A 24,598-nucleotide genomic window follows, 5' to 3' on the forward strand; every position below is an offset into this window, starting at 1 on the left:
TGGCGTATGCAGGAAGATACGGAATATCTGAGCGTAAAGGATGTTGAGCGACTGGTACTTGCCGCAAACTATTGTGCTCACCCGGAAAGAAATAGCTGCATGATTCAAATGTGCTTTTTGCACGGCTGCCGGATTAACGAAATTACCGCATTAACTTTGCGAGATATCGACCTGCCGGGAAAACGAGTTTATATTCGCCGGGCGCGTCACGGTATTTCTGGGTATCATCCATTACAACCGAAAGAGGTTCTCTCACTGCAGCGCTGGTTGCTGGCCAGAGAGTGTTATCCGGCGCAAAATGATTTATTATTTATCTCCTCTCGCGGTAATAAAATGACCCGTCAGCGTTTTTACCAGATTATTCGTGAATGCTGCGAGCTGGCAAAATTGAAGCAAAATATTCACCCGCGGATGCTGCGCCATGCCTGCGGCTATGAACTGGGAAAAAAAGGCATTGATGACGACTCTATCCAGGATTACCTGGGTTATCGGAATTTGAAATCTATCCTGCGTTATAACAGCTACGTTGAAGAGTAGCTGGCGGCGTATTCGCGGCTTTTGTCTCTGCCGCGTTACGCCTCTTTTTTATTCTACGGTATAGACCATGAAATCTTCCGCCAGCACGGTCGACGGGAATATCTCTCGGCACTCTGCCAGCAGGCGCTGGCAGCCTTCAGCGTCATAGCGAGAACTAAAATGCGTGGCGATAAGCGTACCGACGTCGGCGTCGTGCGCCAGCGCGGCGGTTTGCTGGCTGGTTGAATGGCCACGGCTATTCGCTTTTTCCGCCATCGCCTGTTCGAGCGTCACCTCATGGACCATAACATCCACGCCGCGGGCCAGTTCCAGCGCCGCCGGGCAGGGGGCGGTATCGCCGAAAATCGCCAGCTTCTTACCCGGCGTTGCCGGGCCGAGGTAGCGGCTGCCGTCAATCACCCGACCATCCAGCTCAACCGTCAGCCCCTGCTTTAAACGGTGGAACAGCGGGCCGGGAGGCACGCCTTCGGCGATAAGCCGGGCGGCATCGAGGGTGCCCGGCTTATCATGCTGTTCGATACGATAGCCATAGCACTCGACCGGATGGTTTAACGGCCAGGCGGTGACCCGGAAGCCGGCTTCATCAAACACCAGCCCCGGTTCGACTTCGACGATAGTGAGCGGATAATCGGTCCAGGAGCCGCTCAGGCGCAGCGCGGTTTCCACAAACTCTTTAAGCCCCTTTGGCCCGTACAGCGTCAGCGGCAGAGTATTGCCCTGCATCGAGCGGCTGCACAGCAGGCCGGGGAGGCCGAAAAGGTGATCGCCATGTAAATGGGTGATAAAAATCTTGTTCAGTTTGCCGGGGTGACAGGCGGTGCGCAGAAACTGATGCTGAGTTCCCTCTCCGCAGTCGAACAGCCACATCTCCGCCATTGTTGGCTGTTGCAAATTCAGCACTATCGACGTCATATTACGCGTACGGGTCGGCACGCCAGCGGATGTCCCCAAAAAGAGTAATTCCATCGTCCAGTATCCTCAGGGCGTGGGTCAAAAAAACAAAGTATACCAACTAAGGAACCGCAGATGATGACATGGCAGGATCTTCACCACGCCGAACTGACCGTCCCCCAGCTATATGCCGTGCTGAAATTACGCTGTGCAGTGTTTGTTGTCGAACAATCCTGCGTCTATCAGGACATCGACGGCGACGATCTGGTGGGAGAGAACCGCCATCTTCTCGGCTGGCGCGGCGATGAACTGGTGGCCTACGCGCGCATTCTCAAGAGCGATGACGAGTTTGAACCGGTAGTGATTGGCCGGGTGATTATCAGCCCGGCGGCGCGCGGCGAGAAGCTGGGTTATCAGCTGATGGAACAGGCGCTGGCCAGCTGCCGTCAACACTGGCCGCAAAAGGCCATCTATCTTGGCGCCCAGGCGCACCTGCAAAAATTCTACGCCAGCTTCGGTTTTGTACCGGTGACCGAAGTTTACGACGAGGACGGCATCGACCATATCGGCATGGCGTACGAAATCGCCACTCACTGACCGTCGCGCGAATTAAAAGCCGCTCCCTCATCGTGGGTACTGCTATTCCTCAGTAGTACCCCGTATAATGTGGGGTTTTTACTCCGTGGAGGTTCGCGTGCTGTCTGTTTCCACCGCGCTGGAAAGCCTATACCGCTGCCTGGATGAAGCGTTCCCGCCATCGCCCGGCACGCGAATTTACGATATCTCCTTTGCGCTGAATGACGCTTTTGATCCGCTGCTGTGGTGCAACCATCAGCGGCAGTGGCCGCAGTTTTACTGGCAGCAGCGCAGCGGCGATGAAGAGCTGGCGGCGCTGGGAGCGGTAAAAACCTTTGCTTCCCTGACGCTGGCGCACGATTTTTTGCGCCAGCAGGGGCGTGATGACCTGCGAATTTGCGGCCTTAACGCCTTTGATCCTCAGCAGGGCCTGTTGCTATTGCCGAGGCTGGAGTGGCGTCGCCTGGGCGGCAGCGCCACGCTACGTCTGGTGCTGTCCAGCGAGAGCTCGCTCCGCGACGATGCCCGCGCGGCGCGTGAATTTCTCGATTCGCTGACGGCGAAACAGGCGCAGGCCACCGCGATGCCCTCTCTGCTTAGCGAACAGCATTTCCCGGCTTATCCGCAGTGGCGAGCGCTGATTACGCAGGCGACGCAGGCGATAGCGGCGGGGGAGATGGATAAAGTAGTGCTGGCTCGCGCCACCGATTTGCATTTCGCCGCGCCGTTAAACGCCGGATCGATTATGGCCGCCAGCCGTCGCAGCAATCTTAACTGCTTCCACTTCCTGATGGCCTTTACCCCGCGAGAGGCATTCGTGGGTTCAACGCCGGAACGGCTGTGGCGGCGGCGCGGCGCGCTATTGCGTACCGAAGCGCTGGCGGGAACCGTCGCCAGCCATGCGGACGATCGTCAGGCCCAGCGTTTGGGCAACTGGTTGATGGGCGACGATAAAAATCAGCGCGAAAATATGCTGGTGGTGGAGGATATCTGCCAGCGGCTGCAAGGGGAGACGCGCGCGCTGGAAGTGCTGCCGCCGCAGATTGTTCGTTTGCGGAAAGTTCAGCATTTGCGGCGCTGTATATGGGCCGAGCTGGATAAACCCGATGATGCCCGCTGTCTTCATCTGCTTCAGCCCACGGCGGCGGTCGCGGGTTTGCCGCGTCAGGTGGCGCTGGATTTTATCACCCGTAATGAGCTTTTTACCCGCGGCTGGTATGCAGGCTCTGCTGGCTATCTGTCGCTGGCGCAAAGCGAATTTTGCGTTTCTCTGCGTTCGGCGAAAGTCGAAAACCATACGCTCAGACTGTATGCCGGGGCGGGGATCGTCAGCGGCTCTTACCCTGAGCAGGAGTGGCAGGAAATTGAAAATAAAGCCGCGGGATTGCGTTCGTTACTGCTTACAGAAACATAGATAAAACGATGCATATCAAAACGGCAACAGTCTGCTTTATCTATACTTAGCCTCAATATTTGATACTGGACAAATTCATGTCAGTAAGCGCATTTAACCGACGCTGGGCGGCGGTGATCCTTGAAGCTTTGACCCGCCACGGCGTGCAGCACATCTGCATTGCGCCCGGATCGCGTTCGACGCCTTTAACCCTGGCGGCGGCGGAAAACCACGCGTTTATTCACCATACCCACTTTGACGAACGCGGTCTTGGCCATCTGGCGTTAGGGCTGGCGAAAGCCAGCGGCCAGCCGGTGGCGGTAATTGTGACCTCCGGTACCGCGGCGGCTAACCTCTATCCGGCGCTGATTGAAGCCGGGTTGACCGGCGAAAAACTCATTTTGCTGACCGCCGACCGGCCGCCGGAGCTGATCGACTGCGGCGCGAATCAGGCTATACGCCAGCCGGGCATGTTCGCCTCGCATCCGTCGCACACAATATCCCTTCCGCGCCCGTCGCAGGATATCTCCTCCCGCTGGCTGGTCTCGACCCTCGACCAGGCGCTCGGCGCGCTGCACGTCGGCGGCGTTCATATTAACTGCCCGTTTGCCGAACCGCTGTATGGCGATATGGACGACACCGGCGCCGAATGGCAGCAGCAGCTCGGCGACTGGTGGCAGAGCGATAAGCCCTGGCTGCGTCAGTCTCTGCAGACCTCAAGCGAAAAGCAGCGTGACTGGTTTTTCTGGCGCCAAAAACGCGGCGTAGTGGTCGCCGGACGGATGAGCGCGGAAGAGGGCCAGAAGGTTGCCGAGTGGGCGAAAACGCTCGGTTGGCCGCTGATTGGCGATGTGCTCTCGCAAACCGGGCAGCCGCTTCCCTGCGCCGATCTGTGGCTCGGCAACGCAAAAGCGGTCAGCGAACTGGCGCAGGCGCAAATCATTGTTCAACTGGGCAGCAGCCTGACCAGCAAACGCGTTTTGCAGTGGCAGGCTAACTGCGAACCCGAAGAGTACTGGCTGGTGGACAACCTGCCGGGGCGTCTGGATCCTGCCCAGCATCGCGGTCGTCGCCTGGTCTGCGCCATCGACCGCTGGCTTGAGCAGCACCCGGCGGAAAAACGCCAGCCGTGGGCCGTCGTTATTCCTGAACTGGCGCGCCAGGCCTGGCAGGCGGCGGTCGCCAGCAGCGAGGCGTTCGGCGAGGCCCAGCTGGCGCAGCGAATCCGGCGCTATCTGCCGGATCAAGGGCAGCTGTTTGTCGGCAACAGCCTGGCGGTACGTTTAATTGACGCGCTGTCGCAGCTACCGGCGGGTTACCCGGTCTACAGCAATCGCGGGGCCAGCGGAATCGACGGCCTGCTGGCGACGGCGGCCGGGGTGCAGCGCGCCAGCGCGCGCCCTACGCTGGCTATCGTCGGCGATCTGTCGGCGCTTTACGATCTCAACTCGCTGGCGCTCCTGCGTCAGGCTTCAGCGCCGATGGTGCTGATTGTCGTCAACAATAACGGCGGGCAGATTTTTTCCCTGCTGCCCACGCCGCAGGCGCAGCGAAGCCAGTTCTATCTGATGCCGCAGAATATCCATTTCGCCCATGCGGCGGCGATGTTCGATCTGACCTATCATCGCCCTGCGGACTGGAATGAACTGGAACAGGCGCTGGACGTTGCCTGGCGAGCGCCCGGCGCGACGCTGATTGAGCTGGTGGTCAACGAAACCGACGGTACGCAAACTTTGCAGCGGCTGCTGGCGCAGGTGAGTCAGCTATGATCCTCCACGCGCTGGCCGAACGCGGCCAGCCGGGCCATCCCTGGCTGGTCTTTTTGCACGGTTTTTCCGGCGATTGTCACGAATGGCTGACGGTCGGCCAGGCGTTTGGCGCGTATTCGCGTCTCTATATTGACCTGCCGGGCCACGGCGGTTCAGCGAATATTGCGGCAAACAGCCTGGCCGAGGTTGGTTATCTTGTTGAGAAAACGCTTAATAGTTACAACATACTTAAGTACTGGCTGGTGGGTTACTCCCTTGGCGGACGGGTGGCCATGTACTTTGCCTGCCAGCCGCGCGAAGGGCTCTGCGGGCTGGTGGTGGAGGGGGGGCATCCGGGGTTAACGGATGAAAACCAACGTTTGCTGCGCCGCCATGGCGATGCCGCCTGGGCTGAACGCTTTCGCCGCGAGCCGCTGACCCAGGTGTTTGCCGACTGGTATCAGCAGCCGGTCTTTGCTTCCCTTGATGCCGCGCAGCGGGCGGCGCTGATTGCGCTACGCAGCCGCAATAACGGCGGTGCGCTGGCGGCAATGCTGCAGGCCAGCTCGCTGGCGGAACAGCCCGATCTCCGCGAACCGTTACGGGCTCGCGAGTTCCCTTTTCATTACCTTTGCGGCGAACGCGACGGCAAGTTTCGCGCCATCGCCGATGAGCTATCGGCCACCACGCACGTGATTAATCATGCCGGACACAATGCGCATCGGGAAAACCCCGATGCTGTCGTGGCTTGTCTGGCGCAGTTTTTAGCGAGTTAACTGAAGGACACTTTATGATCTCTCTTGATGAAGCAATGCTTTACGCCCCGATTGAATGGCAGGACTGCTCCGAAGGCTACACCGACATTCGTTACCAAAAATCGGCGGACGGAATTGCCAAAATCACCATCAACCGCCCGCAGGTACGCAACGCATTTCGTCCGCTGACCGTCAAAGAGATGATTCAGGCGCTGGCGGATGCCCGCTATGACGACAATATCGGCGTCATCGTGCTGACCGGTGAAGGCGACAAAGCGTTTTGCGCCGGCGGCGATCAGAAGGTCCGCGGCGACTACGGCGGCTATCAGGATGATTCCGGCGTTCATCACCTCAACGTTCTCGATTTCCAGCGGCAGATCCGCACCTGCCCGAAACCGGTGGTGGCGATGGTGGCGGGTTATTCCATTGGCGGCGGCCATGTCCTGCATATGATGTGCGATCTGACCATCGCGGCGGAAAACGCTATCTTTGGCCAGACCGGTCCGAAAGTCGGCTCCTTCGACGGCGGCTGGGGCGCCTCGTATATGGCGCGCATCGTCGGGCAGAAAAAAGCCCGTGAGATCTGGTTCCTGTGCCGCCAGTACGACGCGCAGCAGGCGTTGGATATGGGCCTGGTCAATACCGTGGTGCCGCTGGCGGATCTGGAAAAAGAGACCGTGCGTTGGTGCCGGGAAATGCTGCAAAACAGCCCGATGGCGCTGCGCTGCCTGAAGGCGGCGCTGAACGCCGACTGCGACGGCCAGGCGGGACTGCAGGAGCTGGCGGGTAACGCCACCATGCTATTTTACATGACCGAAGAGGGTCAGGAAGGGCGCAATGCTTTCAACCAGAAGCGCCAGCCGGACTTCAGCAAATTTAAACGGAATCCGTAATGCGACAGGCGCAGGTCTACCGCTGGCAGCTACCGATGGACGCGGGTGTGGTGCTGCGTGAACGGCGGTTAAAAACCCGCGATGGTTTGCTTCTGCGCCTGCGCGACGGCGAGCGCGAAGGCTGGGGGGAAATCTCTCCCCTGCCGGGATTCAGCCTGGAAACGCTGGATGACGCGCGGACGGCGCTGCTGGCGTGGGCAAGCGCCTGGCGAGATGGCGAAGACGGCGCGCTGCCGGCCCCGCCGTCGGCGGCTTTCGGGGCGAGCTGCGCACTGGCGGAACTGTGCGGCGAGCTGCCGCAGGCGGCGGATTATCGTGCGGCGCCGCTCTGTTCCGGCGACCCGGACGAGCTGTTCGCCAGGCTTTCGCTGATGCCCGGCGAGAAGGTCGCCAAGGTCAAAGTTGGCCTGTATGAGGCGGTGCGCGACGGTATGGTGGTCAATCTGCTGCTGGAGGCGATTCCCGATCTGACGCTGCGCCTCGACGCTAACCGCGCCTGGACGCCGCTGAAAGCCCAGCAGTTCGCTAAATATGTTAATCCGCACTATCGCAGCCGCATCGCCTTTCTCGAAGAGCCTTGTAAAAATCGCGACGATTCGCGCGCTTTTACGAAAGAAACGGGTATCGCTATCGCCTGGGATGAGAGCCTGCGCGAGGCGGACTTTAGCTTTGCCGCCGAGCCGGGGCTGCGGGCGGTGGTGATTAAACCGACCTTGACCGGCAGCCTGCAAAAGGTACGCCAGCAGGTGGCGCAGGCGCATGCGCTGGGGCTGACGGCGGTGATCAGCTCATCCATTGAGTCGAGCCTTGGACTGACGCAGCTGGCGCGAATCGCCGCCTGGCTTACCCCGGACACGATACCCGGTCTGGACACCCTGAGCCTGATGCGCGGCCAGCTGGTGCGCCGTTGGCCGGATAGCGAGCTGCCGTGTCTGAGCGTTGATGAGCTGGAGCCGCTGCTGTGACCTTTAGCGACTGGCCCTGGCGTCACTGGCGGCAACGGCGGGAAGAGGCCCGGGCGCTGCGCTTGAATGAGCGGCGGCTAAGCTGGCGAGAACTGTGCGCACGCATTGATGCGCTGGCGGCGGGATTTCACGCCCAGGGGGTCAGCGACGGCGATGGCGTGCTGCTTCGCGCTTACAACCAGCCCGATGCTTTGCTGGCATGGCTGGCCCTGCTGCAGTGCGGCGCGCGCGTTCTGCCGCTGAATCCGCAGCTGCCGGCTCCTCTGTTGGCGGAACTGCTGCCGTCCCTTGGCCTGCGCCACGCGCTGGCGCTGAACGGCGGCGACCTTCCGGTAGCGCTTAATGCCTTAGTTTTGCGCGTTGGCGACGGCGCGTACGCGGCGGCCTGGCGAGAAGATCGTATCGCTTCCATGACGCTCACCTCGGGGTCGACGGGGCTGCCGAAAGCGGCGGTGCACGCTTTTCGCGCCCATCTTGCCAGCTCAGAGGGCGTGCTGGCGATGATACCCTTTGCGCCACACGATGACTGGCTGCTGTCGCTGCCGCTGTTTCACGTTTCCGGTCAGGGCATTCTCTGGCGCTGGCTATTTGCTGGCGCAGGCCTGACGGTACGCGACAAGCAGCCGCTGGAACAGGCGTTACGCGGCTGTACCCACGCCTCCCTGGTGCCGACTCAGCTATGGCGCCTGCTTAACGGCGACGCCGGGGTGTCGTTAAAAGCGGTTCTGCTCGGCGGCGCGGCGATTCCGGTGGCGCTCACCGAACAGGCCCGCAGGCGCGGTATCCGCTGCTGGTGCGGCTACGGGCTAACCGAGTTTGCCTCCACGGTATGCGCCAAGGAGGCGGACGGCCTGGCGGATGTCGGGCGGCCGCTGCCGGGGCGCGAAGTGCGGATTGTCGATGGCGAGGTCTGGCTGCGCTCGGACAGCATGGCGGAAGGCTACTGGCGCGATGGGCAAACGGTCCCCATTGCTGATGCCGACGGCTGGTTCGCCACCCGCGATCGGGGACAGCTGGAGCACGGCAGGCTGACTATCCTCGGAAGAGTGGATAACCTCTTTTTTAGCGGCGGAGAAGGTATTCAGCCGGAAGAGGTGGAGCGGGTTATCGGCGCACACCCATTGATTGGGCAAGTTTTTATCGTGCCGCAGGATGACGCGGAGTTTGGCCAGCGGCCGGTGGCGGTGGTGGAATGCAGCGCGCATTGCGAACCGTCCGAGCTGGCAGGCTGGTGCGCCGATAAGCTGGCGCGGTTTCAGCAGCCGGTGCGCTGGCTGCGGCTGCCTGAATCGCTGAAAACCGGCGGAATTAAAATTTCCCGCCGGGCGCTACGCGACTGGGTCAACCAGCAGGAGAGCTCCGCCTCAGAAGCGCTGGACGTGCAGTAGCTGCTGCGTATGCCAGCGGCCCAGCGCAAAAACGGTGGTCAGCGCGCCGAGCAGGGCGCAGAACATATCGGACTGAGTATCCCAGGGATCGCCCTGGGTGCCGAGAAATTCATCGGCGCCCTGTCCCAGCGCCAGCGCCGCCCACCATTCGATCAGCTCGTAGACGGCGCTAATCGCCAGCGCAATGCAGCAGACCACGAAACCGAGCATTTTACGCCCGTGAACGTAGCCGCCGCGCAGCAAAATCTCCCGCGCCGCCAGCGCCGGGACCAGCCCCTGGAAAAAGTGTCCCAGCTTATCGTAGGGGTTGCGGCTCAGCCCCAGCCATTCCTGTACGTCAAAGCCGATGGGCACTTTGGCGTAGGTGTACATACCGCCGACCATCAAAATGATGGCATGGAAGAAAACCAGCGTGTAAAGCAGCGGCGTCAACGGATAACGCGAGCGCGTGGCCAGCAAAAGCGGAACGAGGATAATGACCGGCGTGACTTCCATCAGCCAGGTGAGTTTGTCCCCTGCGCTGATACCGGTGTAAGCGAGGATCAGGGCCAGCGCCAGCGCGGCGAATGTTAACCCCGAACGGGATGCTGCGACGGTCATAACGGATCACCAGAAAGTTAAAACGATAACTATCAGGCAGATGCAGGAGAAATTCAATCGATACCGTCATTGGCGGCGGTTGACGACCGCCAATGACGTTGTCTATCAGGAGGAGGGAATATCGCCGGGCGTTTTTTGCTGACGTTTACGCATATATCGCAGCAGCGGGGGCACAACAATCACCGCGATGGCCAGCAGCAGGAGCGTTTTGGTCACGCCGCTTTGCCATAGAATCGCCACGTTGCCGTTGCTGATGGAGAGCGCGCGGCGCAGGTTCTGCTCCAGCATCTCCCCCAGCACGAAGCCTAAGATCAGCGGCGACATCGGGAAGTGCATCTTACGCATGATGTAGCCGAGCACGCCCAACCCAACCATCAATAGCAGGTCGAAGGTGGTGCTGTGCACCGCGTAGACGCCGACCGCGGACACGGCGGCGATAGCCGGGACCAGAAACCACAGCGGGATGGTCAGCATGCGGGTGAACAGACCGATCAGCGGAATGTTCATAATCAGCAGCATCACGTTGGCGATGAGCAGCGCGGCGATTAACCCCCAGACGATATCCGGCTGTTCGGTAAACATCGCCGGCCCCGGGGTAATATTGTAGAGGGTCAGCGCGCCCATCATCACCGCGGTGGTCCCGGAACCGGGGACGCCGAGCGTGAGCATCGGAATAAACGAGCCGCAGGCGGAAGCGTTATTCGCCGCTTCCGGCGCCGCGACGCCGCGAATATCGCCTTTCCCGAAGGTGTCGCTGTTGCCGCTGAGCTTTTTCTCGGTCATATAGGTGATGGCGCTGGCAATGGTCGCCCCCGCGCCCGGCAGAATGCCGACAAAAAAACCCACCACCGATGAGCGCAGGGTCGCGCCGACGCACTGTCCCGCCTCTTTAGCGTTAAACAGCATACGGCCGGTTTTGCGCACCAGCTTCTGCCCGCCGCTGGTGCTCTCCAGCATCAGCAAGATCTCCGAAACCGAAAAGAGGCCAATCACCACCACGATAAACTGCACGCCGTCGGAGAGATGAACGCTGTCGAAAGTGAAACGATACACCCCGGTATTGGCATCAACGCCCACCGTCGCCAACCCCAAACCGATCAACGCGGCGAGGAACGACTTGAGCGGATTTTGCGCCATCATGCTGCCGAGGCAGGCGATGGCGAAAACCATCAGGGCGAAATATTCCGCCGGGCCGAACGCCAGCGACCACTGCGCCAGTATGGGGGCGAACAGAATCATCCCGCCGATAGCGATCATTGAACCGACGAAGGAGCTGACGGCGGAGATCGACAGGGCCACGCCGCCGCGCCCCTGCTGCGCCATAGGATAACCGTCGATGGCGGTCATAATGGCGGCGGCATCGCCGGGCACGTTAAGCAAGATCGATGAAATACGTCCGCCGTATTCACAACCTATATAGACCGTGGCCAGCAGAATGAGCGCCGATTCAGCGGGCAGATGCAGGGCAAAGGCCAGCGGCAGTAGGATCGCCACGCCGTTAATTGGGCCCAGGCCCGGCAGCAGGCCGACGATGGTGCCAACGAAGCAGCCAATCAGCGCGATCAGCAGGTTGGTCGGCGTCATGGCGACGGCGAAGCCCTGCGACAGATAAATCCAGATATCCATAAACTCCTCCGTTAACTCAACCAGACGCCGAGCGGCAGGGTGACATCGAGCAGGGCGTCAAAGACGTACCACAGCGCGATGCCCATCGCCACGCCGGCTACCCCGGCAGCGGGCAGGGTGGCGCCAAACAGCAGGCCAAAAACGGCGGTCAGCAGCGCGGTGGCCAGAGGAAAACCCAGCCATTCAAAACCCCACGCGTAGACCACCAGCGCCACCACCATCGTCAATAAACGTTGTAAAACCAGACGCCCAGGCCAGGTGATGGCATCGGGCCGACGCAGAAGCAGTAAAACAGAGCACAGCAGCATCAGGCCGATAATGCCTACCGGGAAAGGGCGCGGGCCGACGGGTTCATAGGCGTATTCGCTGTGGATTTGCCAGGCGATAAACATTCCCCCCGCGCAGAGCAGCAGCCACACACCGGCAAAAATACGATCGCTCATCGCAACCTCCGTTAATTATTTTGCCAGGCCAAAGGATTTCGCCTGCTGGCGATACGCTTCCACCTGCTTTTTGACATAGGCGTCCAGTTCCTTGCCGTTCATGTTGAATTCAAACAGGCCGCGCAGCTCGCGCTGCTTTTTGAACGCGTCGGTCTGCTGCAATTTAGTGAACTCATCCACCCACCACTGATAGTCGGCGTCGCTGACTTTCGGGCCCACGAAGAAGCCGCGAATAATCGGCCATACCAGGTCATAGCCCTGCTCTTTGGCGGTGGGGACATCGGCGAGCGCGCCCGGTAGCCTTTCGTTAGCGAAGACCGCCAGCACGCGGATTTTATTGCCCTGTAGATAAGGCACCATTTCGCTGAGATCGCCGGAGACTGCCTGCACGTGATTGCCCAGCAGCGCGGTGACCGGTTCGCCGCCGCCCTCGAAGGCCACGTAACGCATTTTGTGCGGATCGACGTTCGCTTTTTGCGCCAACAGCGCCGCTTTCATCCAGTCCTGGCTACCGATTGAGGCGCCGGCGCCGATGACGATACTGGCGGGGTTTTTTTCCATCGCCGCCATGAACGACGGCAGGTCTTTCCACGGCGAGTCGGTGCGTACCGCGATCATGCCGTAATCGGTGCCGACGCTGGCCAGCCAGCGGACATCATCCACGCCGTAGCGGCCAAACTTGCCCTGCGCCAGGTTGAGCAGCGAGCCGCCGGAAAAGGCGACCACGGTACCGGGTTCGCCGGGACGCTGGGCGACGATCGCATTGTAGGCCACTGCCCCTACGCCGCCGGGCATGTAGGTGACGCGCATTGGTTTTTTGATGGCGCCGGTTTCCATCAGGCTGACCTGAATCAGTTTGCAGGTGAGATCGAAGCCGCCGCCGGGCTTGGCGGGCGCGATACATTCGGTACGGGAAGGCGCCTCGACGGCCCAGGCGGAGGCGGTACAAAGGCATAGCGCGAGGGCGCTAAGATGGCGCAGGAATGGAATATTCATAGGCTTCCTCAGTCAGTTACAGGGTACGTTTTTTTGATTATGTGAACCGGCATGTGGCTATTCGGTTGCATGATTGTTAAAACAATTACCTTTCATTTCCCTTTCAACGCGGCAGCAACTTTTCAGGATGTGATATGCGTCTCTTACTGGCAGAAGATAACCGTGAGCTGGCTCACTGGCTGGAGAAAGCGCTGGTACAGGGCGGGTTTGCCGTGGACTGCGTATTTGATGGCCGGGCGGCCGATCATCTGCTGCAAAGCGAAAAATATGCGCTGGCGGTGCTGGATATCGGCATGCCGGGACTCGACGGTCTGGAGGTGGTGCAGCGCCTGCGAAAGCGCGGGCAGACTCTTCCCGTCCTGCTGTTAACCGCCCGCAGCGCGGTGGCGGATCGGGTTAAAGGGCTGAACGTCGGCGCCGATGACTATTTGCCAAAACCTTTTGAGCTCGAAGAGCTGGATGCCAGGCTGCGCGCGCTGCTGCGGCGTAGCGAAGGCCAGGTGCATGAGGTGCAACAGATTGGCGCGCTGGAATATCGCGATGAAGGCTATTTTTTACTGCGCGGGCAGACGCTGTCGTTGACGCCGCGCGAGCAGGCGCTGCTGACGGTGCTGATGTTCCGCCGTACGCGGCCGGTGTCGCGCCAGCAGCTGTTTGAACAGGTTTTCAGCCTCAGCGATGACGTCAGCCCGGAAAGCATTGAGCTGTATATTCATCGTCTGCGTAAGAAACTTCAGGAGAGCAACGTGCGTATCGTGACCCTGCGCGGCCTGGGCTACGTGCTGGAGCTCGCTCATCATGAGGTGGGGTAAACCGCAGTCGTTATTCGCCCAGCTGCTGCTGTTTCTCGGCCTGCCGCTGGTTTTGCTGTGGGGGCTGTCGGCGTTCAATAGCTACGTCAGCGCCCTGCAGGCGGCGACCCAGGCTTACGATCGTACGCTGCTCTCCTCCGCCCGCACGGTGGCGGAGCGTCTGGTGGTACGCCACGGCAGGCTGGAAGTGAATGTTCCCTGGGTGGTGCTTGATAGCTTTGAGCTGAATATGAACGATCGCCTGTACTATAAAGTTCTCGATCCCGAGAGGCGGGTGATTTCCGGTTTTGACGACCTGCCGCCAATGCCGCCATCAACCTCTCGTACCGATCTCTATCCGGCGCTGGCGTGGTTTTATCATACCGAATATCGCGGCCAGGCCATTCGCGTGGCGCGGCTGCTGCAGCCGGTTAACGAAGGCGGCGTTGTCGGCATGGCGGAAATCTATATCGCCGAAACGCTGCAGTCGCGGCGCTGGCTGGCGGGACAGCTGCTGTTTTCATCATGGATCTCGCAGGGGCTATTAGTGCTGCTGACGCTGGTTCTCGCCGGCTGGCTGCTGCGCCGCGTGCTGCGGCCAATGCGCCAGCTTTCGGCGCTGATGGTACGGCGCGAACCCGGCCTGTTGACGCCGCTGCCGGAGCTGCTGCCGTGGTCGGAAACCCGGCTGCTGATCGTCGCCTTTAACCGCTATATCGACCGGCTGCGGGTGATGATTTCCCGCCAGGAGCGGTTTAGCGCCGACGCGTCTCATCAGCTCAAAACGCCGCTAGCGGTGTTGAAAACTCAGGCTTCGGTGGCGCTGGCGAGCGGCGATCCCCGACTGTGGCGCGAGAGCCTGGCGGCGATGAGCGGCACGCTTAATAGCACGATCCTGCTCACCGAGCGCCTGCTGCAGCTGGCTACCATCAAACGGAAAGAGCAGGGGGAACAGGCGTTCCCGCCGGTAGACCTTCAGGAGATCGTTCACCATAGCTGCTTTTCCCGTCTTCAGCAGGCGCGGAGCAAAGCTATCGATCTCGGTTATGAGGGGGAAACCTCGACGGTGACCATCGCCGGAGACGGCGTTTTGTTGAGCGAGCTGTGCGCGAATCTGCTGGATAACGCGATTCGCTATACGCCGCAGGGGGGGATCGTCACCGTCAGCCTGCATCGTGACGGAGAGGCGGTGCTGCTGGACGTCGAAGATAGCGGGCCGGGGATCGATGATGCGCAGATTCAGCAGGCGCTCATGCCGTTTCATCGTCTGGAAAACGTGGGGGATAACCCCGGCGCCGGGCTTGGCCTGGCGCTGGTTAGCGATATTGCGCGCCTGCACCGCAGCCATCCGCAGCTGCTGCGGAGCGAAACGCTGGGCGGGCTGAAGGTCAGGCTGCGCTTTTTGCGCGCGCGTTCAGAGTAAGCCTTTCAGGGTGAGGGTCCGGCGGGTCGCCACGTTCAAATCATAGTGAGGAAGATCCTCGACTTTCACCCAGGCGTAGTCCTGAAACTCTTCGTTGATCGTCACGTCGCGATTGGCGCTGATGCAGTCGAAGATCAGGTAAATCATATAAATTTCTTCCCGGCGGCCATCGGCGTAGGTTTTAACCCGGACGTCGTCGCGAAAGGTCCACGGGGTGACGTTGGTCAGCTGCAGTTTTTCGCCCAGCTCTTCACGAATTTCTCGCCGCAGCGCCTCTTCAATGCGCTCGCCTGGCTCGACGCCGCCGCCGGAGAGCGCCCACTGGCCGGGAAACACGCCGCGATCGTCGGCCATTTTACACAGCAGATAGTGGCCTTCATGTTGAATGAGCGGGCAGACGATAGTCCTTTGACGCATGATTTCTCCTTAATGATGATGCGGATAAAAATTGTAATGGCCCAGTTTGCGAGCCGCCTCGGCAAACCGCAAGCGAAAACGCGCGGTGAATGCGAGTGGTGGTAGGGTGAGCGCAAGTTAATTGGTCAGGGGCCATCATGGAACAGATAGCAAGCCACTCGCCGCACGATGCGGTCTTTAAACATCTTTTGTCCCAACGGGCAACGGCGCGCGATTTTTTGCATATTCATTTGCCGAAGCATTTGCGGGAACAGTGCGATCTGCGGACGCTGCAGCTGGAGTCCGGCAGTTTTATTGAAGAGGACTTACGCGCCAGCCATTCGGATATCCTTTATTCGCTAAAAACCCATGGCGGAGAGGGGTATATCTACATTCTTATTGAGCATCAAAGCTCTCCCGACAGGCATATGGCGTTTCGCCTGATGCGATACGCCATCGCGGCGATGCAGCGTCATCTTGATAAAGGGCATCATCAGCTGCCGCTGGTGATTCCTCTGCTCTTTTATCACGGCAGGACCAGCCCCTACCCGTATTCAACGCGCTGGCTGGATGGCTTTCCACAGCCAGAGATGGCCGAGCGGCTGTATAGCCGGAGTTTTCCTCTGATAGACGTCACTGAGATCCCTGACGATCGGCTTGTACAGCACCGCCGGGTCGCTATGCTTGAGCTACTGCAAAAACATATCCGCCAGCGGGACCTGATGGACATCTCTGAGCAACTGGTCAGAATATTATCCTTGGGATACACTACGCGTCGGCAGTTTAAAACGTTGCTGAATTATATGCTTCAGGCGGGTAACGCCGCCGATCCGGTGGCCTTTTTACGCAAGCTCGCGCAAAAGACGCCGCTCAAGCCGCATAAGGAGACGCTGATGAATATTGCTCATTTTCTGGAAGAGCGTGGCCGTAAAGAGGGGATCCTTCAGGGAATGAAGGCGGGGATAGAAAAGGGCTTACAAAAGGGCCGACGTGAAGGTCGCAATGAAGGCCGACGTGAAGGTCGCAATGAAGGCCGAAATGAAGGCCGAAATGAAGGCCGACATCAAGGTCTGCAGGAGGCGACGCAACGCATTGCCCTGGCGATGCTGGATGAGGGGCTTGAGCCTTCTCAGGTCGCAAAGCTGACCGGTTTATCGCAGCAGCAGCTCGCTAAGCTCCGGCACTAAAATCGTTTAAAAAGCGCAAAATGGCAGCCTTAAGGGCTGCCATCAGTACTTATTCCCCGTGCTTTAAGGCCTGTAACGCCGCTGCAACACCCGCGCCGTAGTCGGGGTGGACTTCGCTGAACAGGCCAATTTGTCGCTGCTGAATAAACTCAGGAATATCCCGCATATCATTGGCGATACGCTGGAACATACGCTGATGCTCATCTTCGCCTAATAGCTCAAACAGTCTGCGCGGCTGGCTAAAGTAGTCGCTATCTTCCCGGTGATCCCAGTGCGCCGCCGCGCCTTCAAGGCTTAAAGGCGGCTCGCTAAAGTCTGGTTGTTCCTGAAACACGCCAAAGCTGTTGGGCTCATAGGTGACGCTGTTGCCGCTATTGCCGTCAACGCGCATCGCGCCGTCGCGGTGATAGTTATGGAACGGGCAGCGCGGAGCATTGACCGGAATTTGATGATGGTTAACGCCCAGACGATAGCGCTGGGTATCGCCGTAGGAAAACAGCCGTCCCTGCAGCATCCGGTCCGGAGAGAAGCCCACGCCAGGCACCACGTTCGCCGGATTCATCGCGACCTGCTCAACCTCAGCGAAGTAGTTATCCGGGTTGCGGTTAAGCTCCAGTACCCCGACTTCAATCAGCGGATAATCGCCGTGCGGCCAGATTTTGGTCAGATCGAAGGGGTTGTAAGGGACCCGGCTGGCGTCCGCTTCCAGCATTATCTGCACGTAGAAGGTCCAGCGCGGGAAATCGCCTCTTTCAATCGACTCATAGAGATCGCGCTGCGAACTCTCGCGATCTTCTGCTACCAGGCGTTTCGCTTCATCATCCATCAGGTTGGCGATCCCCTGCTGGGATTTGAAGTGGAATTTCACCCAAAAACGTTCATTTTCAGCGTTAATAAAGCTGAACGCGTGGCTGCCGAAACCGTGCATATGGCGATATGAGCGCGGGATGCCGCGGTCGCTAAAGTCGATGGTTAACTGATGCAGCGTTTCGGGAAGCAGGGAGAAAAAATCCCATTTCCAGGTTGGATTACGCAGGTTGGTGCGCGGGTCGCGTTTGACAACGTGGTTAAGGTCGGGAAATTTCAGCGGGTCGCGAAGGTAGAAAATCGGCGTATTGTTGCCCACCAGATCCCAGTTGCCCTCTTCGGTATAGAACTTGATAGAAAAGCCGCGAATATCGCGCTCGGCGTCAGCGGCGCCGCGTTCTCCGGCGACGGTTGAGAAACGCAGGAACAGGTCGGTGGTTTTACCGACTTCGGAAAAAAGCTTTGCTCGGGTATAGCGGGTGATATCGTGGGTAACGGTCAGTTTGCCGTATGCCCCGGAGCCTTTAGCGTGCATTCGGCGTTCCGGGATAACCTCACGGTCAAAGTGGGCCAGTTTTTCCAGAAACCAGACATCCTGCAGCAGCATCGGGCCGCGAGGACCTGCAGTCACGACATTATTATTATCGACAACCGGCGCGCCGGCACCGGTGGTTAGTCCTTTCTTGCTCATCTTTATCTCCTGACAAAGTTTTATGTAACTTATTCATCTCCCTGAAGGAAAAAAATAAGCTGAGCACACTTTGTAGAATAAATAGCCAGCACGGACAATCTGGCTCTGGCTATCGAATTGATACCCGGAGCCGTTGGCAAAATTCCGGTAGCAACTGGTTACAATCACAATGGCAAACGTCGCTTTAGTTCATTGATTCCTTAGCATTCGGCAGTACAATTTCGCGGTTTTTTGGGATTTTCTTATTATTATTTTCTGGATAGATAAAAATGAAAAAAAGCATATTTATGGCCCTCGCCGGCATGATGTTCGTCTCGACGGCGGCAAATGCGATCAGCGTCAGCGGGCAGGCCGGTGAGCACTACACCAATCTCGGCGTCGGATTCGGCACCGAATCGACCGGCCTGGCGGTAACCGGCAACTGGCTGCACAATGATGACGACGGCGATGCGGCGGGTCTGGGATTGGGCCTGAACATCCCCCTTGGGCCATTCCTGGCCACCGTGGGCGGCAAAGGCGTTTACACCAATCCGAACAACGGCGATGAGGGCTACGCGGCGGCGGTCGGCGGCGGTCTGCAGTGGAAAATCGGCGACAGCTTCCGTCTGTTCGGCGAATACTATTACTCTCCGGATTCACTCTCCAGCGGCATCGACAGCTATCAGGAAGCCAATGCCGGCGCGCGCTTTACCATTATGCGTCCTCTGAGCATCGAAGCCGGCTACCGCTACCTCAACCTGGCGGGTAAAGACGGCAACCGCGATAACGCGGTCGCTGACGGTCCGTACGTCGGCGTCAACGCCAGCTTCTAATCTCTCCGGCGCGGTATTCCGCCGCGCCTGATTTTCAGGCTTTTTCGCCAGCCGCTTTGCGATATAGTATTTCTACTTATCAGGCTGGAGTTCACAATGTTAAACGTGGAAATGCTGTCCACCGGCGATGAAGTACTGCATGGGCAAATCATCGATACCAATGCCGCGTGGCTGGCGGATTTCTTTTTTAATCAAGGATTACCCTTAAAGCGTCGCCATACCGTTGGTGACGATCTCGACTCCCTGGTGGCGATTTTACGCGAGCGCAGCGAGCATGCCGATGTGCTGATCGTCAACGGCGGTCTGGGGCCGACCAGCGACGACCTGAGCGCGCTGGCCGCCGCGACGGCCAAAGGCGAAGGGTTGATTCTGCACGAAGCGTGGCTGGAAACCATGACCCGTTTCTTTGCCGAGCGCGGCAGGCCCATGGCCGCCAGCAATCGTAAACAGGCGGAAATTCCGCAAAGCGCCGAGATGATCGATAACCCGGTTGGAACCGCCTGCGGTTTTGCCGTGCAGCTAAACCGCTGCCTGATGTTTTTTACCCCCGGCGTGCCTTCCGAATTTAAGGTGATGGTCGAGCAGGAAATCTTACCGCGCCTGCGCGAGCGTTTCCCGCTGCCTGCTGCGCCGCTGTGCCTGCGTCTGACCACCTTCGGCCGTTCCGAAAGCGAACTGGCGCAGAGCCTCGATCATCTGCAGCTGCCGCCGGGAGTGGTGATGGGCTATCGCTCCTCGATGCCGATTATCGAACTGAAGCTGACCGGGCCCGCTGAACAGCGCGAGGCGATGCTGGCGCTATGGCCGGAAGTGCGGAAAGTGGCCGGAGAGAGCATGATTTTCGAAGGCACAGAAGGCCTGCCCGCGCAGATCGCCCGTCGTCTGCAGGAGCGTCAGCTAAGCCTGACGCTGAGCGAGCAGTTTACCGGCGGCCTGCTGGCGCTACAGCTTTCACGCGTCAATGCGCCGCTGTTGGTCAGTGAAGTCATTCCGTCGCAGGAAGAGACTCTGGCGCAGTCCGCGCGCTGGGCGGCTGAGCGGCGCGAGAAACATTTTGCCGGCCTGGCGCTGGCGGTCAGCGGCCAGGAGAGCGATCACCTGAATTTTGCGCTTTCTACGCCGGACGGCACCCACGCGCTGCGGGTGAAATTCACCACCAGCCGCCACAGCGTGCAGGTGCGTCAGGAGGTGTGCGCGATGATGGCCCTGAACATGCTGCGCCGCTGGCTGAACGGCCAGCCGGTGGCCGGCGAACACGGCTGGATTAACGTCGTCGAATCTCTCACGGTGTAAACAAACCTCCGCGTCGGGAGTCTTTCCCGACGCGCGATGAGTCCAGCCAGCTGTACTTGCTTTTAAATATTCTGTGTACTACCTCGCATTTTTATCCTTCCGAACGTCCACCTTGCTGGAATAGCGTCGTCATTTGAAGCCGCTCACAATTTATCCGCCTGACAACCGCAACACTGATTCCAGTATTCAGGATTGGAGTCCAGTATGTTGGAATCAAGCAAAGTCCCGGCGCTGACCCGCGCCATTGATATTCTCAATTTGATCGCCCGCATCGGTCCCTGCAGCGCGGCGACCATTATTGACGAACTGGGTATTCCGAAAAGTACCGCCTATCTGCTGCTGGGAGAGCTGAAAAAACAGCGCTTCCTCAGCATGGATAATCAGGATAACTACTGCCTGTGGACCAAGCTGGTTGAGCTGGCCGGGCAGGCGCTGAGCAAAATGGACCTGCGCGAGCTGGCGCGTCCGCGCCTGACGCAGCTGATGGATCAGTGTGGGCTGCTCTGCCACCTGGGCATTATCGACAGCGGCAACGCCTACTACATTCTGAAGATTGAGTCCCCGGCCACCATCAGCGTGCGCTCGCATGAGGGGAAGAGCCTGTCGCTGTATCGCTCCGGTATCGGTAAATGCCTGCTGGCCTGGCAGCCCGAGCGGGTTCAGGAGTCGATTATCAGCGAGCTGCGGTGGGAACGGGCGACGCCAACCACTATCACCAGCGCCCAGCAGCTTCGCGATGAGCTGGGGCGTATTCGCGCCCGCGGCTGGAGCTTCGATAACGGCGAAGACTATCCCGACGTTCGCTGCGTGGCCGCCCCGGTGTTTAACGCCAATAACGAGCTGACCGCCGCCATTTCCGTGGTGGGTACCCGTCTGCAAATCAATGAAGACAATCGCGATTACCTCGCCGGTAGGGCGATTGCCTGCGCCAAAGATATTTCCCGTCTGCTGGGGTGGAAGAGCCCCTTCGAACAACAAGCCTCATAATAAGGAGAAGATCATGACCCTACCGAAAATTAAACACGTCCGCGCCTGGTTTATCGGCGGCGCTACCGCAGAGAAAGGCGCTGGCGGCGGCGATTATCATGACCAGGGGGCAAATCACTGGATTGACGATCATATCGCCACGCCGATGAGCAAATATAAACAGTATGAACAGTCTCGCCAGTCGTTTGGCATCAACGTTCTCGGTACGCTGATCGTTGAAGTGGAAGCCGAAAACGGGCAGACCGGCTTTGCGGTGTCGACCGCGGGCGAGATGGGTTGCTTTATCGTGGAAAAACATCTGAACCGCTTTATTGAAGGTAAGTGCGTCAGCGATATCAAACTGATCCATGACCAGATGCTCAACGCTACCATGTATTACTCCGGATCCGGCGGTCTGGTGATGAATACTATCTCCTGTATCGACCTGGCGCTGTGGGATCTGTTCGGCAAAGTGGTTGGGCTGCCGGTTTATAAACTGCTGGGCGGCGCGGTGCGCGATGAAATTCAGTTCTACGCCACCGGGGCGCGCCCGGATCTGGCGAAGGAGATGGGCTTTATTGGCGGCAAGATGCCGACCCACTGGGGGCCGCACGATGGCGACGCGGGGATCCGCAAAGATGCCGCGATGGTGGCCGATATGCGCGAAAAATGCGGGCCGGACTTCTGGCTGATGCTGGACTGCTGGATGAGCCAGGACGTGAATTACGCCACTAAACTGGCCCACGCCTGCGCGCCCTCTAACCTTAAGTGGATCGAAGAGTGCCTGCCGCCGCAGCAGTACGAAGGCTACCGCGAGCTGAAACGCAATGCGCCAGCCGGAATGATGGTCACCAGCGGCGAGCACCACGGCACGCTGCAATCTTTCCGCACGCTGTCGGAAACCGGCATCGATATTATGCAGCCTGATGTGGGCTGGTGCGGCGGCCTGACCACGCTGGTGGAGATTGCGGCGATCGCCAAATCGCGCGGCCAGCTGGTGGTGCCGCACGGCTCGTCGGTCTATTCGCACCACGCGGTCATTACCTTTACCAATACGCCGTTCAGCGAGTTCCTGATGACCAGCCCGGATTGCTCAACGATGCGTCCGCAGTTTGACCCGATTCTGGTTGACGAGCCGGTGCCGGTAAACGGGCGCATTCATAAAAGCGTGCTGGATAAACCGGGCTTCGGCGTCGAGCTGAACCGCGACTGCAACCTGAAACGTCCTTATAGCCACTGATCCCGTCGTGCCGCACAGCGCAGATGTGCGGCCCATTGTTGAGGATATTACGATGAGCAACACCTTGCTTGAAAGCGTGGTGAAGAAAAACCGCGCCCGTTTGATCCCTTTTATGCTGGCGCTGTACGTGCTGGCGTTTCTTGACCGTTCGAATATCGGCTTTGCCAAAGAGACCTATCAGCTGGATACCGGCCTGAGCAACGAGGCCTATGCGCTGGGGGCGGGGATTTTCTTTGTGGTGTACGCCTTTCTCGGGGTGCCCGCCAACCTGCTGATGCGCAAATTCGGCGCAAGAAAATGGATCGGCTGCACCACCTTGCTGTGGGGGCTTCTCTCCGCGGCGATGGCGTGGGCGGACACCGAAGCGAAGTTTCTGCTGGTGCGTACCCTGCTGGGCGCCGCCGAGGCGGGCTTCTTCCCGGGTATGATCTACCTGACTTCCCAGTGGTTCCCGCAGCAGAACCGCGCCAGCATTATGGGGCTGTTTTATATGGGCGCGCCGCTGGCGCTGACCCTCGGGTCGCCGCTCTCCGGCGCGCTGCTGGAAATGCACGGCTTTATGGGCCATCCCGGCTGGTTCTGGATGTTTATCATTGAGGGGCTGCTGGCGGTCGGCGCCGGGTTCTTCACCTTCTTCTGGCTTGACGATACGCCGCAAAAGGCGCGTTTCCTGAGCGCTGCCGAAAAACAGGCGTTAATCAGCGAGCTGGCCAGCGAAGAGCAGAAAAAGGTGACTTCGCGTTTGTCCGATGCGCTGCGCAACGGCCGCGTCTGGCAGCTGGCCATTATTTATCTGACCATTCAGGTAGCGGTTTACGGTCTGATCTTCTTCCTGCCGACCCAGGTTGCCGCGCTGCTCGGCACCAAGGTGGGGTTTGTGGCTTCGGTGGTGACCGCTATTCCTTGGGTAGCGGCGCTGTTCGGGACCTGGCTGATTCCGCGCTACTCCGACCGTACCGGCGAGCGGCGTAATATTGCCGCATTCACCCTGCTGGCGGCGGCGATTGGCATTGCGGTCTCCGGGCTGGTGTCGCCAGTGCTGGCGATTATCGCGCTGTGCGTTGCCGCCGTGGGCGTCATTGCCGTACAGCCGGTGTTCTGGACCATGCCGACGCAGCTGTTGTCCGGCACGGCGCTGGCCGCGGGCATCGGTTTCGTCAACCTGTTTGGCGCCATCGGCGGTTTTCTGGCGCCGATTATCCGCGTCCAGGCTGAAACAATGTTCGCGAGTGATTCTGCCGGATTAGTGACGCTCGCCTGCGTGGCGATTGTCGGAGTTGTTATTATCTTTTCACTGCGCGTCAATCGTACGGTGCCGCAGGCTGACAGCGTACAGCATTAATGTAAGGGAGAACTATGAACGCAATTTTATCGAACCCATTTAAAGCGGGATTGTTGCAAGGGGAAGCGCAAATTGGCTTGTGGCTGAGCTCGACCTCTTCGTATATGGCTGAGATTGCCGCCACCTCGGGTTACGACTGGCTGCTGATTGACGGCGAACATGCGCCCAATACCATTCAGGACCTGTATCATCAGCTGCAGGCCATCGCGCCCTACGCCAGCCAGCCGGTGATTCGCCCGGTGGAGGGCAATCGTAGCCTGATTAAACAGGTACTGGATATCGGCGCCAGAACGCTGCTGATCCCGATGGTCGATACCGCTGAACAGGCGCGGGAGATCGTCTCGGCTACCCGCTATCCGCCGGTGGGCACCCGCGGCGTCGGGGCCGGGGTGGCCCGCGCCGCGCGCTGGGGGCGGGTAGAGAACTATATGGCGCAGGCCAACGATGAACTGTGCCTGCTGATTCAGGTGGAGAGCAAAACCGCCCTCGATAATCTGGATGCGATCCTCGAAGTGGAGGGGATTGACGGCGTCTTTATCGGCCCGGCTGACCTATCGGCTTCGCTGGGCTACCCGGACAACGCCGGGCATCCGGACGTTCAGCGCATTATCGAACAGAGCATCCGCCGCATTCGCGCGGCGGGAAAAGCCGCCGGTTTCCTCGCCGTTGACCCGGAGATGGCGCACAAAGCGCTGGCGTGGGGGGCCAATTTTGTCGCCGTGGGCGTTGATACCAACCTCTATACCCGCGCGCTGGATAAACGGCTGGCGATGTTCAAGCCGATAGCCGAACAGGCGAAGGGAAAGGGGAGCTATTAGTCCCCCCGCAGCCGGTGCTGG

The 24,598-nt window shown here is 59.4% G+C and carries 24 protein-coding genes; 17 read left to right on the plus strand and 7 right to left on the minus strand.

Going from position 1 to position 24,598, the window contains the following annotated elements; genetic code table 11:
* Nucleotides 1-6 precede the first annotated feature (6 nt).
* Entirely contained in the window at nt 7-537 is a 531-nt protein-coding gene (locus tag ACE3MN_RS07755) for a tyrosine-type recombinase/integrase (protein WP_004870975.1), read from the plus strand.
* Between the two features lie 48 nt (nt 538-585).
* On the opposite strand, the gene rnz is transcribed toward ACE3MN_RS07755, so the two are convergent.
* The gene (gene rnz, locus ACE3MN_RS07760; protein WP_024359257.1) at nt 586-1,503 is read right to left on the minus strand and encodes a ribonuclease Z; all 918 of its coding nucleotides are present in this window, start codon (nt 1,501-1,503) and stop codon (nt 586-588) included.
* A gap of 60 nt (nt 1,504-1,563) precedes the next feature.
* On the opposite strand from rnz, the gene ACE3MN_RS07765 reads away from it, so the two are divergent.
* The 7 genes from ACE3MN_RS07765 to menE all read left to right on the plus strand — a co-directional run bounded on the left by ACE3MN_RS07765 (nt 1,564) and on the right by menE (nt 9,146).
* The gene (locus ACE3MN_RS07765; RefSeq protein WP_004870979.1) at nt 1,564-2,025 is read left to right on the plus strand and encodes a GNAT family N-acetyltransferase; all 462 of its coding nucleotides are present in this window, start codon (nt 1,564-1,566) and stop codon (nt 2,023-2,025) included.
* A gap of 97 nt (nt 2,026-2,122) precedes the next feature.
* On the plus strand, nt 2,123-3,418 hold the full coding sequence (gene menF / locus ACE3MN_RS07770) for an isochorismate synthase MenF (RefSeq protein ID WP_049100302.1): 1,296 nt from the start codon (nt 2,123-2,125) through the stop codon (nt 3,416-3,418).
* Nucleotides 3,419-3,495: 77 nt separating this feature from the next.
* Nucleotides 3,496-5,166, plus strand: coding sequence for a 2-succinyl-5-enolpyruvyl-6-hydroxy-3-cyclohexene-1-carboxylic-acid synthase (menD, locus tag ACE3MN_RS07775; RefSeq protein ID WP_049100297.1), 1,671 nt, complete (start codon nt 3,496-3,498; stop codon nt 5,164-5,166).
* Complete coding sequence (gene menH, locus ACE3MN_RS07780) at nt 5,163-5,921, plus strand: 2-succinyl-6-hydroxy-2,4-cyclohexadiene-1-carboxylate synthase (protein ID WP_049100298.1); 759 nt, start codon at nt 5,163-5,165, stop codon at nt 5,919-5,921. Before menD ends, menH begins: the two co-directional genes overlap by 4 nt.
* 14 nt (nt 5,922-5,935) lie before the next feature.
* Nucleotides 5,936-6,793, plus strand: a complete 858-nt coding sequence (gene menB, locus ACE3MN_RS07785; RefSeq protein WP_004123101.1) for a 1,4-dihydroxy-2-naphthoyl-CoA synthase — start codon at nt 5,936-5,938, stop codon at nt 6,791-6,793.
* Nucleotides 6,793-7,758 (plus strand): o-succinylbenzoate synthase, encoded by a 966-nt coding sequence (gene menC / locus ACE3MN_RS07790; protein WP_024359253.1) that lies wholly within the window; start codon nt 6,793-6,795, stop codon nt 7,756-7,758. Before menB ends, menC begins: the two co-directional genes overlap by 1 nt.
* Nucleotides 7,755-9,146 (plus strand): o-succinylbenzoate--CoA ligase, encoded by a 1,392-nt coding sequence (menE, locus tag ACE3MN_RS07795; RefSeq protein WP_375364327.1) that lies wholly within the window; start codon nt 7,755-7,757, stop codon nt 9,144-9,146. Before menC ends, menE begins: the two co-directional genes overlap by 4 nt.
* Here the strand turns inward: menE and ACE3MN_RS07800 are convergent.
* The 4 genes from ACE3MN_RS07800 to ACE3MN_RS07815 all read right to left on the minus strand — a co-directional run bounded on the left by ACE3MN_RS07800 (nt 9,123) and on the right by ACE3MN_RS07815 (nt 12,811).
* Nucleotides 9,123-9,746, minus strand: coding sequence for a DUF2238 domain-containing protein (locus ACE3MN_RS07800; protein WP_004133986.1), 624 nt, complete (start codon nt 9,744-9,746; stop codon nt 9,123-9,125). The genes menE and ACE3MN_RS07800 overlap by 24 nt on opposite strands.
* 105 nt (nt 9,747-9,851) lie before the next feature.
* Nucleotides 9,852-11,372, minus strand: a complete 1,521-nt coding sequence (locus tag ACE3MN_RS07805; protein ID WP_049087151.1) for a tripartite tricarboxylate transporter permease — start codon at nt 11,370-11,372, stop codon at nt 9,852-9,854.
* A gap of 11 nt (nt 11,373-11,383) precedes the next feature.
* Nucleotides 11,384-11,815, minus strand: coding sequence for a tripartite tricarboxylate transporter TctB family protein (locus ACE3MN_RS07810; protein ID WP_004133992.1), 432 nt, complete (start codon nt 11,813-11,815; stop codon nt 11,384-11,386).
* Nucleotides 11,816-11,830: 15 nt separating this feature from the next.
* Nucleotides 11,831-12,811 carry a tripartite tricarboxylate transporter substrate binding protein gene (locus tag ACE3MN_RS07815; RefSeq protein ID WP_024359250.1) on the minus strand — a complete coding sequence of 327 codons (981 nt, stop codon included), beginning with the start codon at nt 12,809-12,811 and terminating at the stop codon, nt 11,831-11,833.
* Between the two features lie 134 nt (nt 12,812-12,945).
* On the opposite strand from ACE3MN_RS07815, the gene tctD reads away from it, so the two are divergent.
* Nucleotides 12,946-13,623: a transcriptional regulator TctD gene (tctD, locus tag ACE3MN_RS07820; RefSeq protein WP_024359249.1), complete on the plus strand. Its 678-nt coding sequence runs from the start codon at nt 12,946-12,948 to the stop codon at nt 13,621-13,623.
* Nucleotides 13,610-15,025, plus strand: coding sequence for a sensor histidine kinase (locus ACE3MN_RS07825; RefSeq protein WP_024359248.1), 1,416 nt, complete (start codon nt 13,610-13,612; stop codon nt 15,023-15,025). Before tctD ends, ACE3MN_RS07825 begins: the two co-directional genes overlap by 14 nt.
* Here ACE3MN_RS07825 and nudI read toward each other — a convergent pair.
* The gene (gene nudI, locus ACE3MN_RS07830) at nt 15,017-15,442 is read right to left on the minus strand and encodes a nucleoside triphosphatase NudI (protein WP_024359247.1); all 426 of its coding nucleotides are present in this window, start codon (nt 15,440-15,442) and stop codon (nt 15,017-15,019) included. The two genes, ACE3MN_RS07825 and nudI, sit on opposite strands and share 9 nt — an antisense overlap.
* Before the next feature lie 137 nt (nt 15,443-15,579).
* Between nudI and ACE3MN_RS07835 the strand changes: the two genes are divergently transcribed.
* Nucleotides 15,580-16,608 carry an Rpn family recombination-promoting nuclease/putative transposase gene (locus tag ACE3MN_RS07835; RefSeq protein WP_082236915.1) on the plus strand — a complete coding sequence of 343 codons (1,029 nt, stop codon included), beginning with the start codon at nt 15,580-15,582 and terminating at the stop codon, nt 16,606-16,608.
* A 49-nt stretch (nt 16,609-16,657) separates the two neighbouring features.
* On the opposite strand, the gene ACE3MN_RS07840 is transcribed toward ACE3MN_RS07835, so the two are convergent.
* A complete protein-coding gene (locus tag ACE3MN_RS07840) occupies nt 16,658-18,106 on the minus strand; it encodes a catalase (RefSeq protein ID WP_375364328.1) in 1,449 nt (482 codons plus the stop codon).
* Between the two features lie 269 nt (nt 18,107-18,375).
* Between ACE3MN_RS07840 and ACE3MN_RS07845 the strand changes: the two genes are divergently transcribed.
* The 6 genes from ACE3MN_RS07845 (at nt 18,376) to yfaU (ending at nt 24,577) form a co-directional block, all read left to right on the plus strand.
* Nucleotides 18,376-18,918, plus strand: a complete 543-nt coding sequence (locus tag ACE3MN_RS07845; RefSeq protein ID WP_004123076.1) for a YfaZ family outer membrane protein — start codon at nt 18,376-18,378, stop codon at nt 18,916-18,918.
* A 96-nt stretch (nt 18,919-19,014) separates the two neighbouring features.
* Nucleotides 19,015-20,211, plus strand: coding sequence for a nicotinamide mononucleotide deamidase-related protein YfaY (locus tag ACE3MN_RS07850; protein WP_154954858.1), 1,197 nt, complete (start codon nt 19,015-19,017; stop codon nt 20,209-20,211).
* Between the two features lie 204 nt (nt 20,212-20,415).
* On the plus strand, nt 20,416-21,198 hold the full coding sequence (locus ACE3MN_RS07855; protein WP_004123072.1) for an IclR family transcriptional regulator: 783 nt from the start codon (nt 20,416-20,418) through the stop codon (nt 21,196-21,198).
* Between the two features lie 13 nt (nt 21,199-21,211).
* Complete coding sequence (rhmD, locus tag ACE3MN_RS07860) at nt 21,212-22,417, plus strand: L-rhamnonate dehydratase (protein WP_004134009.1); 1,206 nt, start codon at nt 21,212-21,214, stop codon at nt 22,415-22,417.
* Nucleotides 22,418-22,469: 52 nt separating this feature from the next.
* Nucleotides 22,470-23,759, plus strand: a complete 1,290-nt coding sequence (locus ACE3MN_RS07865; protein WP_024359242.1) for an MFS transporter — start codon at nt 22,470-22,472, stop codon at nt 23,757-23,759.
* Nucleotides 23,760-23,773: 14 nt separating this feature from the next.
* Nucleotides 23,774-24,577 carry a 2-keto-3-deoxy-L-rhamnonate aldolase gene (gene yfaU / locus ACE3MN_RS07870; RefSeq protein ID WP_082236918.1) on the plus strand — a complete coding sequence of 268 codons (804 nt, stop codon included), beginning with the start codon at nt 23,774-23,776 and terminating at the stop codon, nt 24,575-24,577.
* Nucleotides 24,578-24,598: the final 21 nt, after the last annotated feature.

Origin of the sequence: Klebsiella grimontii (assembly GCF_042137965.1) — a bacterium.
GTDB classification, from domain to species: Bacteria; Pseudomonadota; Gammaproteobacteria; order Enterobacterales; family Enterobacteriaceae; genus Klebsiella; species Klebsiella grimontii.

Bases quoted from the DNA above. Each gene is read 5' to 3' on its own strand.
- ACE3MN_RS07755 (WP_004870975.1), top strand. From the start codon at position 7: ATGCAGGAAGATACGGAATATCTGAGCGTAAAGGATGTTGAGCGACTG.
- rnz (WP_024359257.1), bottom strand. From the start codon at position 1,503: ATGGAATTACTCTTTTTGGGGACATCCGCTGGCGTGCCGACCCGTACG.
- ACE3MN_RS07765 (WP_004870979.1), top strand. From the start codon at position 1,564: ATGATGACATGGCAGGATCTTCACCACGCCGAACTGACCGTCCCCCAG.
- menD (WP_049100297.1), top strand. From the start codon at position 3,496: ATGTCAGTAAGCGCATTTAACCGACGCTGGGCGGCGGTGATCCTTGAA.
- menH (WP_049100298.1), top strand. From the start codon at position 5,163: ATGATCCTCCACGCGCTGGCCGAACGCGGCCAGCCGGGCCATCCCTGG.
- menB (WP_004123101.1), top strand. From the start codon at position 5,936: ATGATCTCTCTTGATGAAGCAATGCTTTACGCCCCGATTGAATGGCAG.
- menC (WP_024359253.1), top strand. From the start codon at position 6,793: ATGCGACAGGCGCAGGTCTACCGCTGGCAGCTACCGATGGACGCGGGT.
- ACE3MN_RS07800 (WP_004133986.1), bottom strand. From the start codon at position 9,746: ATGACCGTCGCAGCATCCCGTTCGGGGTTAACATTCGCCGCGCTGGCG.
- ACE3MN_RS07805 (WP_049087151.1), bottom strand. From the start codon at position 11,372: ATGGATATCTGGATTTATCTGTCGCAGGGCTTCGCCGTCGCCATGACG.
- ACE3MN_RS07810 (WP_004133992.1), bottom strand. From the start codon at position 11,815: ATGAGCGATCGTATTTTTGCCGGTGTGTGGCTGCTGCTCTGCGCGGGG.
- ACE3MN_RS07815 (WP_024359250.1), bottom strand. From the start codon at position 12,811: ATGAATATTCCATTCCTGCGCCATCTTAGCGCCCTCGCGCTATGCCTT.
- tctD (WP_024359249.1), top strand. From the start codon at position 12,946: ATGCGTCTCTTACTGGCAGAAGATAACCGTGAGCTGGCTCACTGGCTG.
- ACE3MN_RS07825 (WP_024359248.1), top strand. From the start codon at position 13,610: ATGAGGTGGGGTAAACCGCAGTCGTTATTCGCCCAGCTGCTGCTGTTT.
- nudI (WP_024359247.1), bottom strand. From the start codon at position 15,442: ATGCGTCAAAGGACTATCGTCTGCCCGCTCATTCAACATGAAGGCCAC.
- ACE3MN_RS07835 (WP_082236915.1), top strand. From the start codon at position 15,580: ATGGAACAGATAGCAAGCCACTCGCCGCACGATGCGGTCTTTAAACAT.
- ACE3MN_RS07840 (WP_375364328.1), bottom strand. From the start codon at position 18,106: ATGAGCAAGAAAGGACTAACCACCGGTGCCGGCGCGCCGGTTGTCGAT.
- ACE3MN_RS07845 (WP_004123076.1), top strand. From the start codon at position 18,376: ATGAAAAAAAGCATATTTATGGCCCTCGCCGGCATGATGTTCGTCTCG.
- ACE3MN_RS07850 (WP_154954858.1), top strand. From the start codon at position 19,015: ATGTTAAACGTGGAAATGCTGTCCACCGGCGATGAAGTACTGCATGGG.
- ACE3MN_RS07855 (WP_004123072.1), top strand. From the start codon at position 20,416: ATGTTGGAATCAAGCAAAGTCCCGGCGCTGACCCGCGCCATTGATATT.
- rhmD (WP_004134009.1), top strand. From the start codon at position 21,212: ATGACCCTACCGAAAATTAAACACGTCCGCGCCTGGTTTATCGGCGGC.
- ACE3MN_RS07865 (WP_024359242.1), top strand. From the start codon at position 22,470: ATGAGCAACACCTTGCTTGAAAGCGTGGTGAAGAAAAACCGCGCCCGT.
- yfaU (WP_082236918.1), top strand. From the start codon at position 23,774: ATGAACGCAATTTTATCGAACCCATTTAAAGCGGGATTGTTGCAAGGG.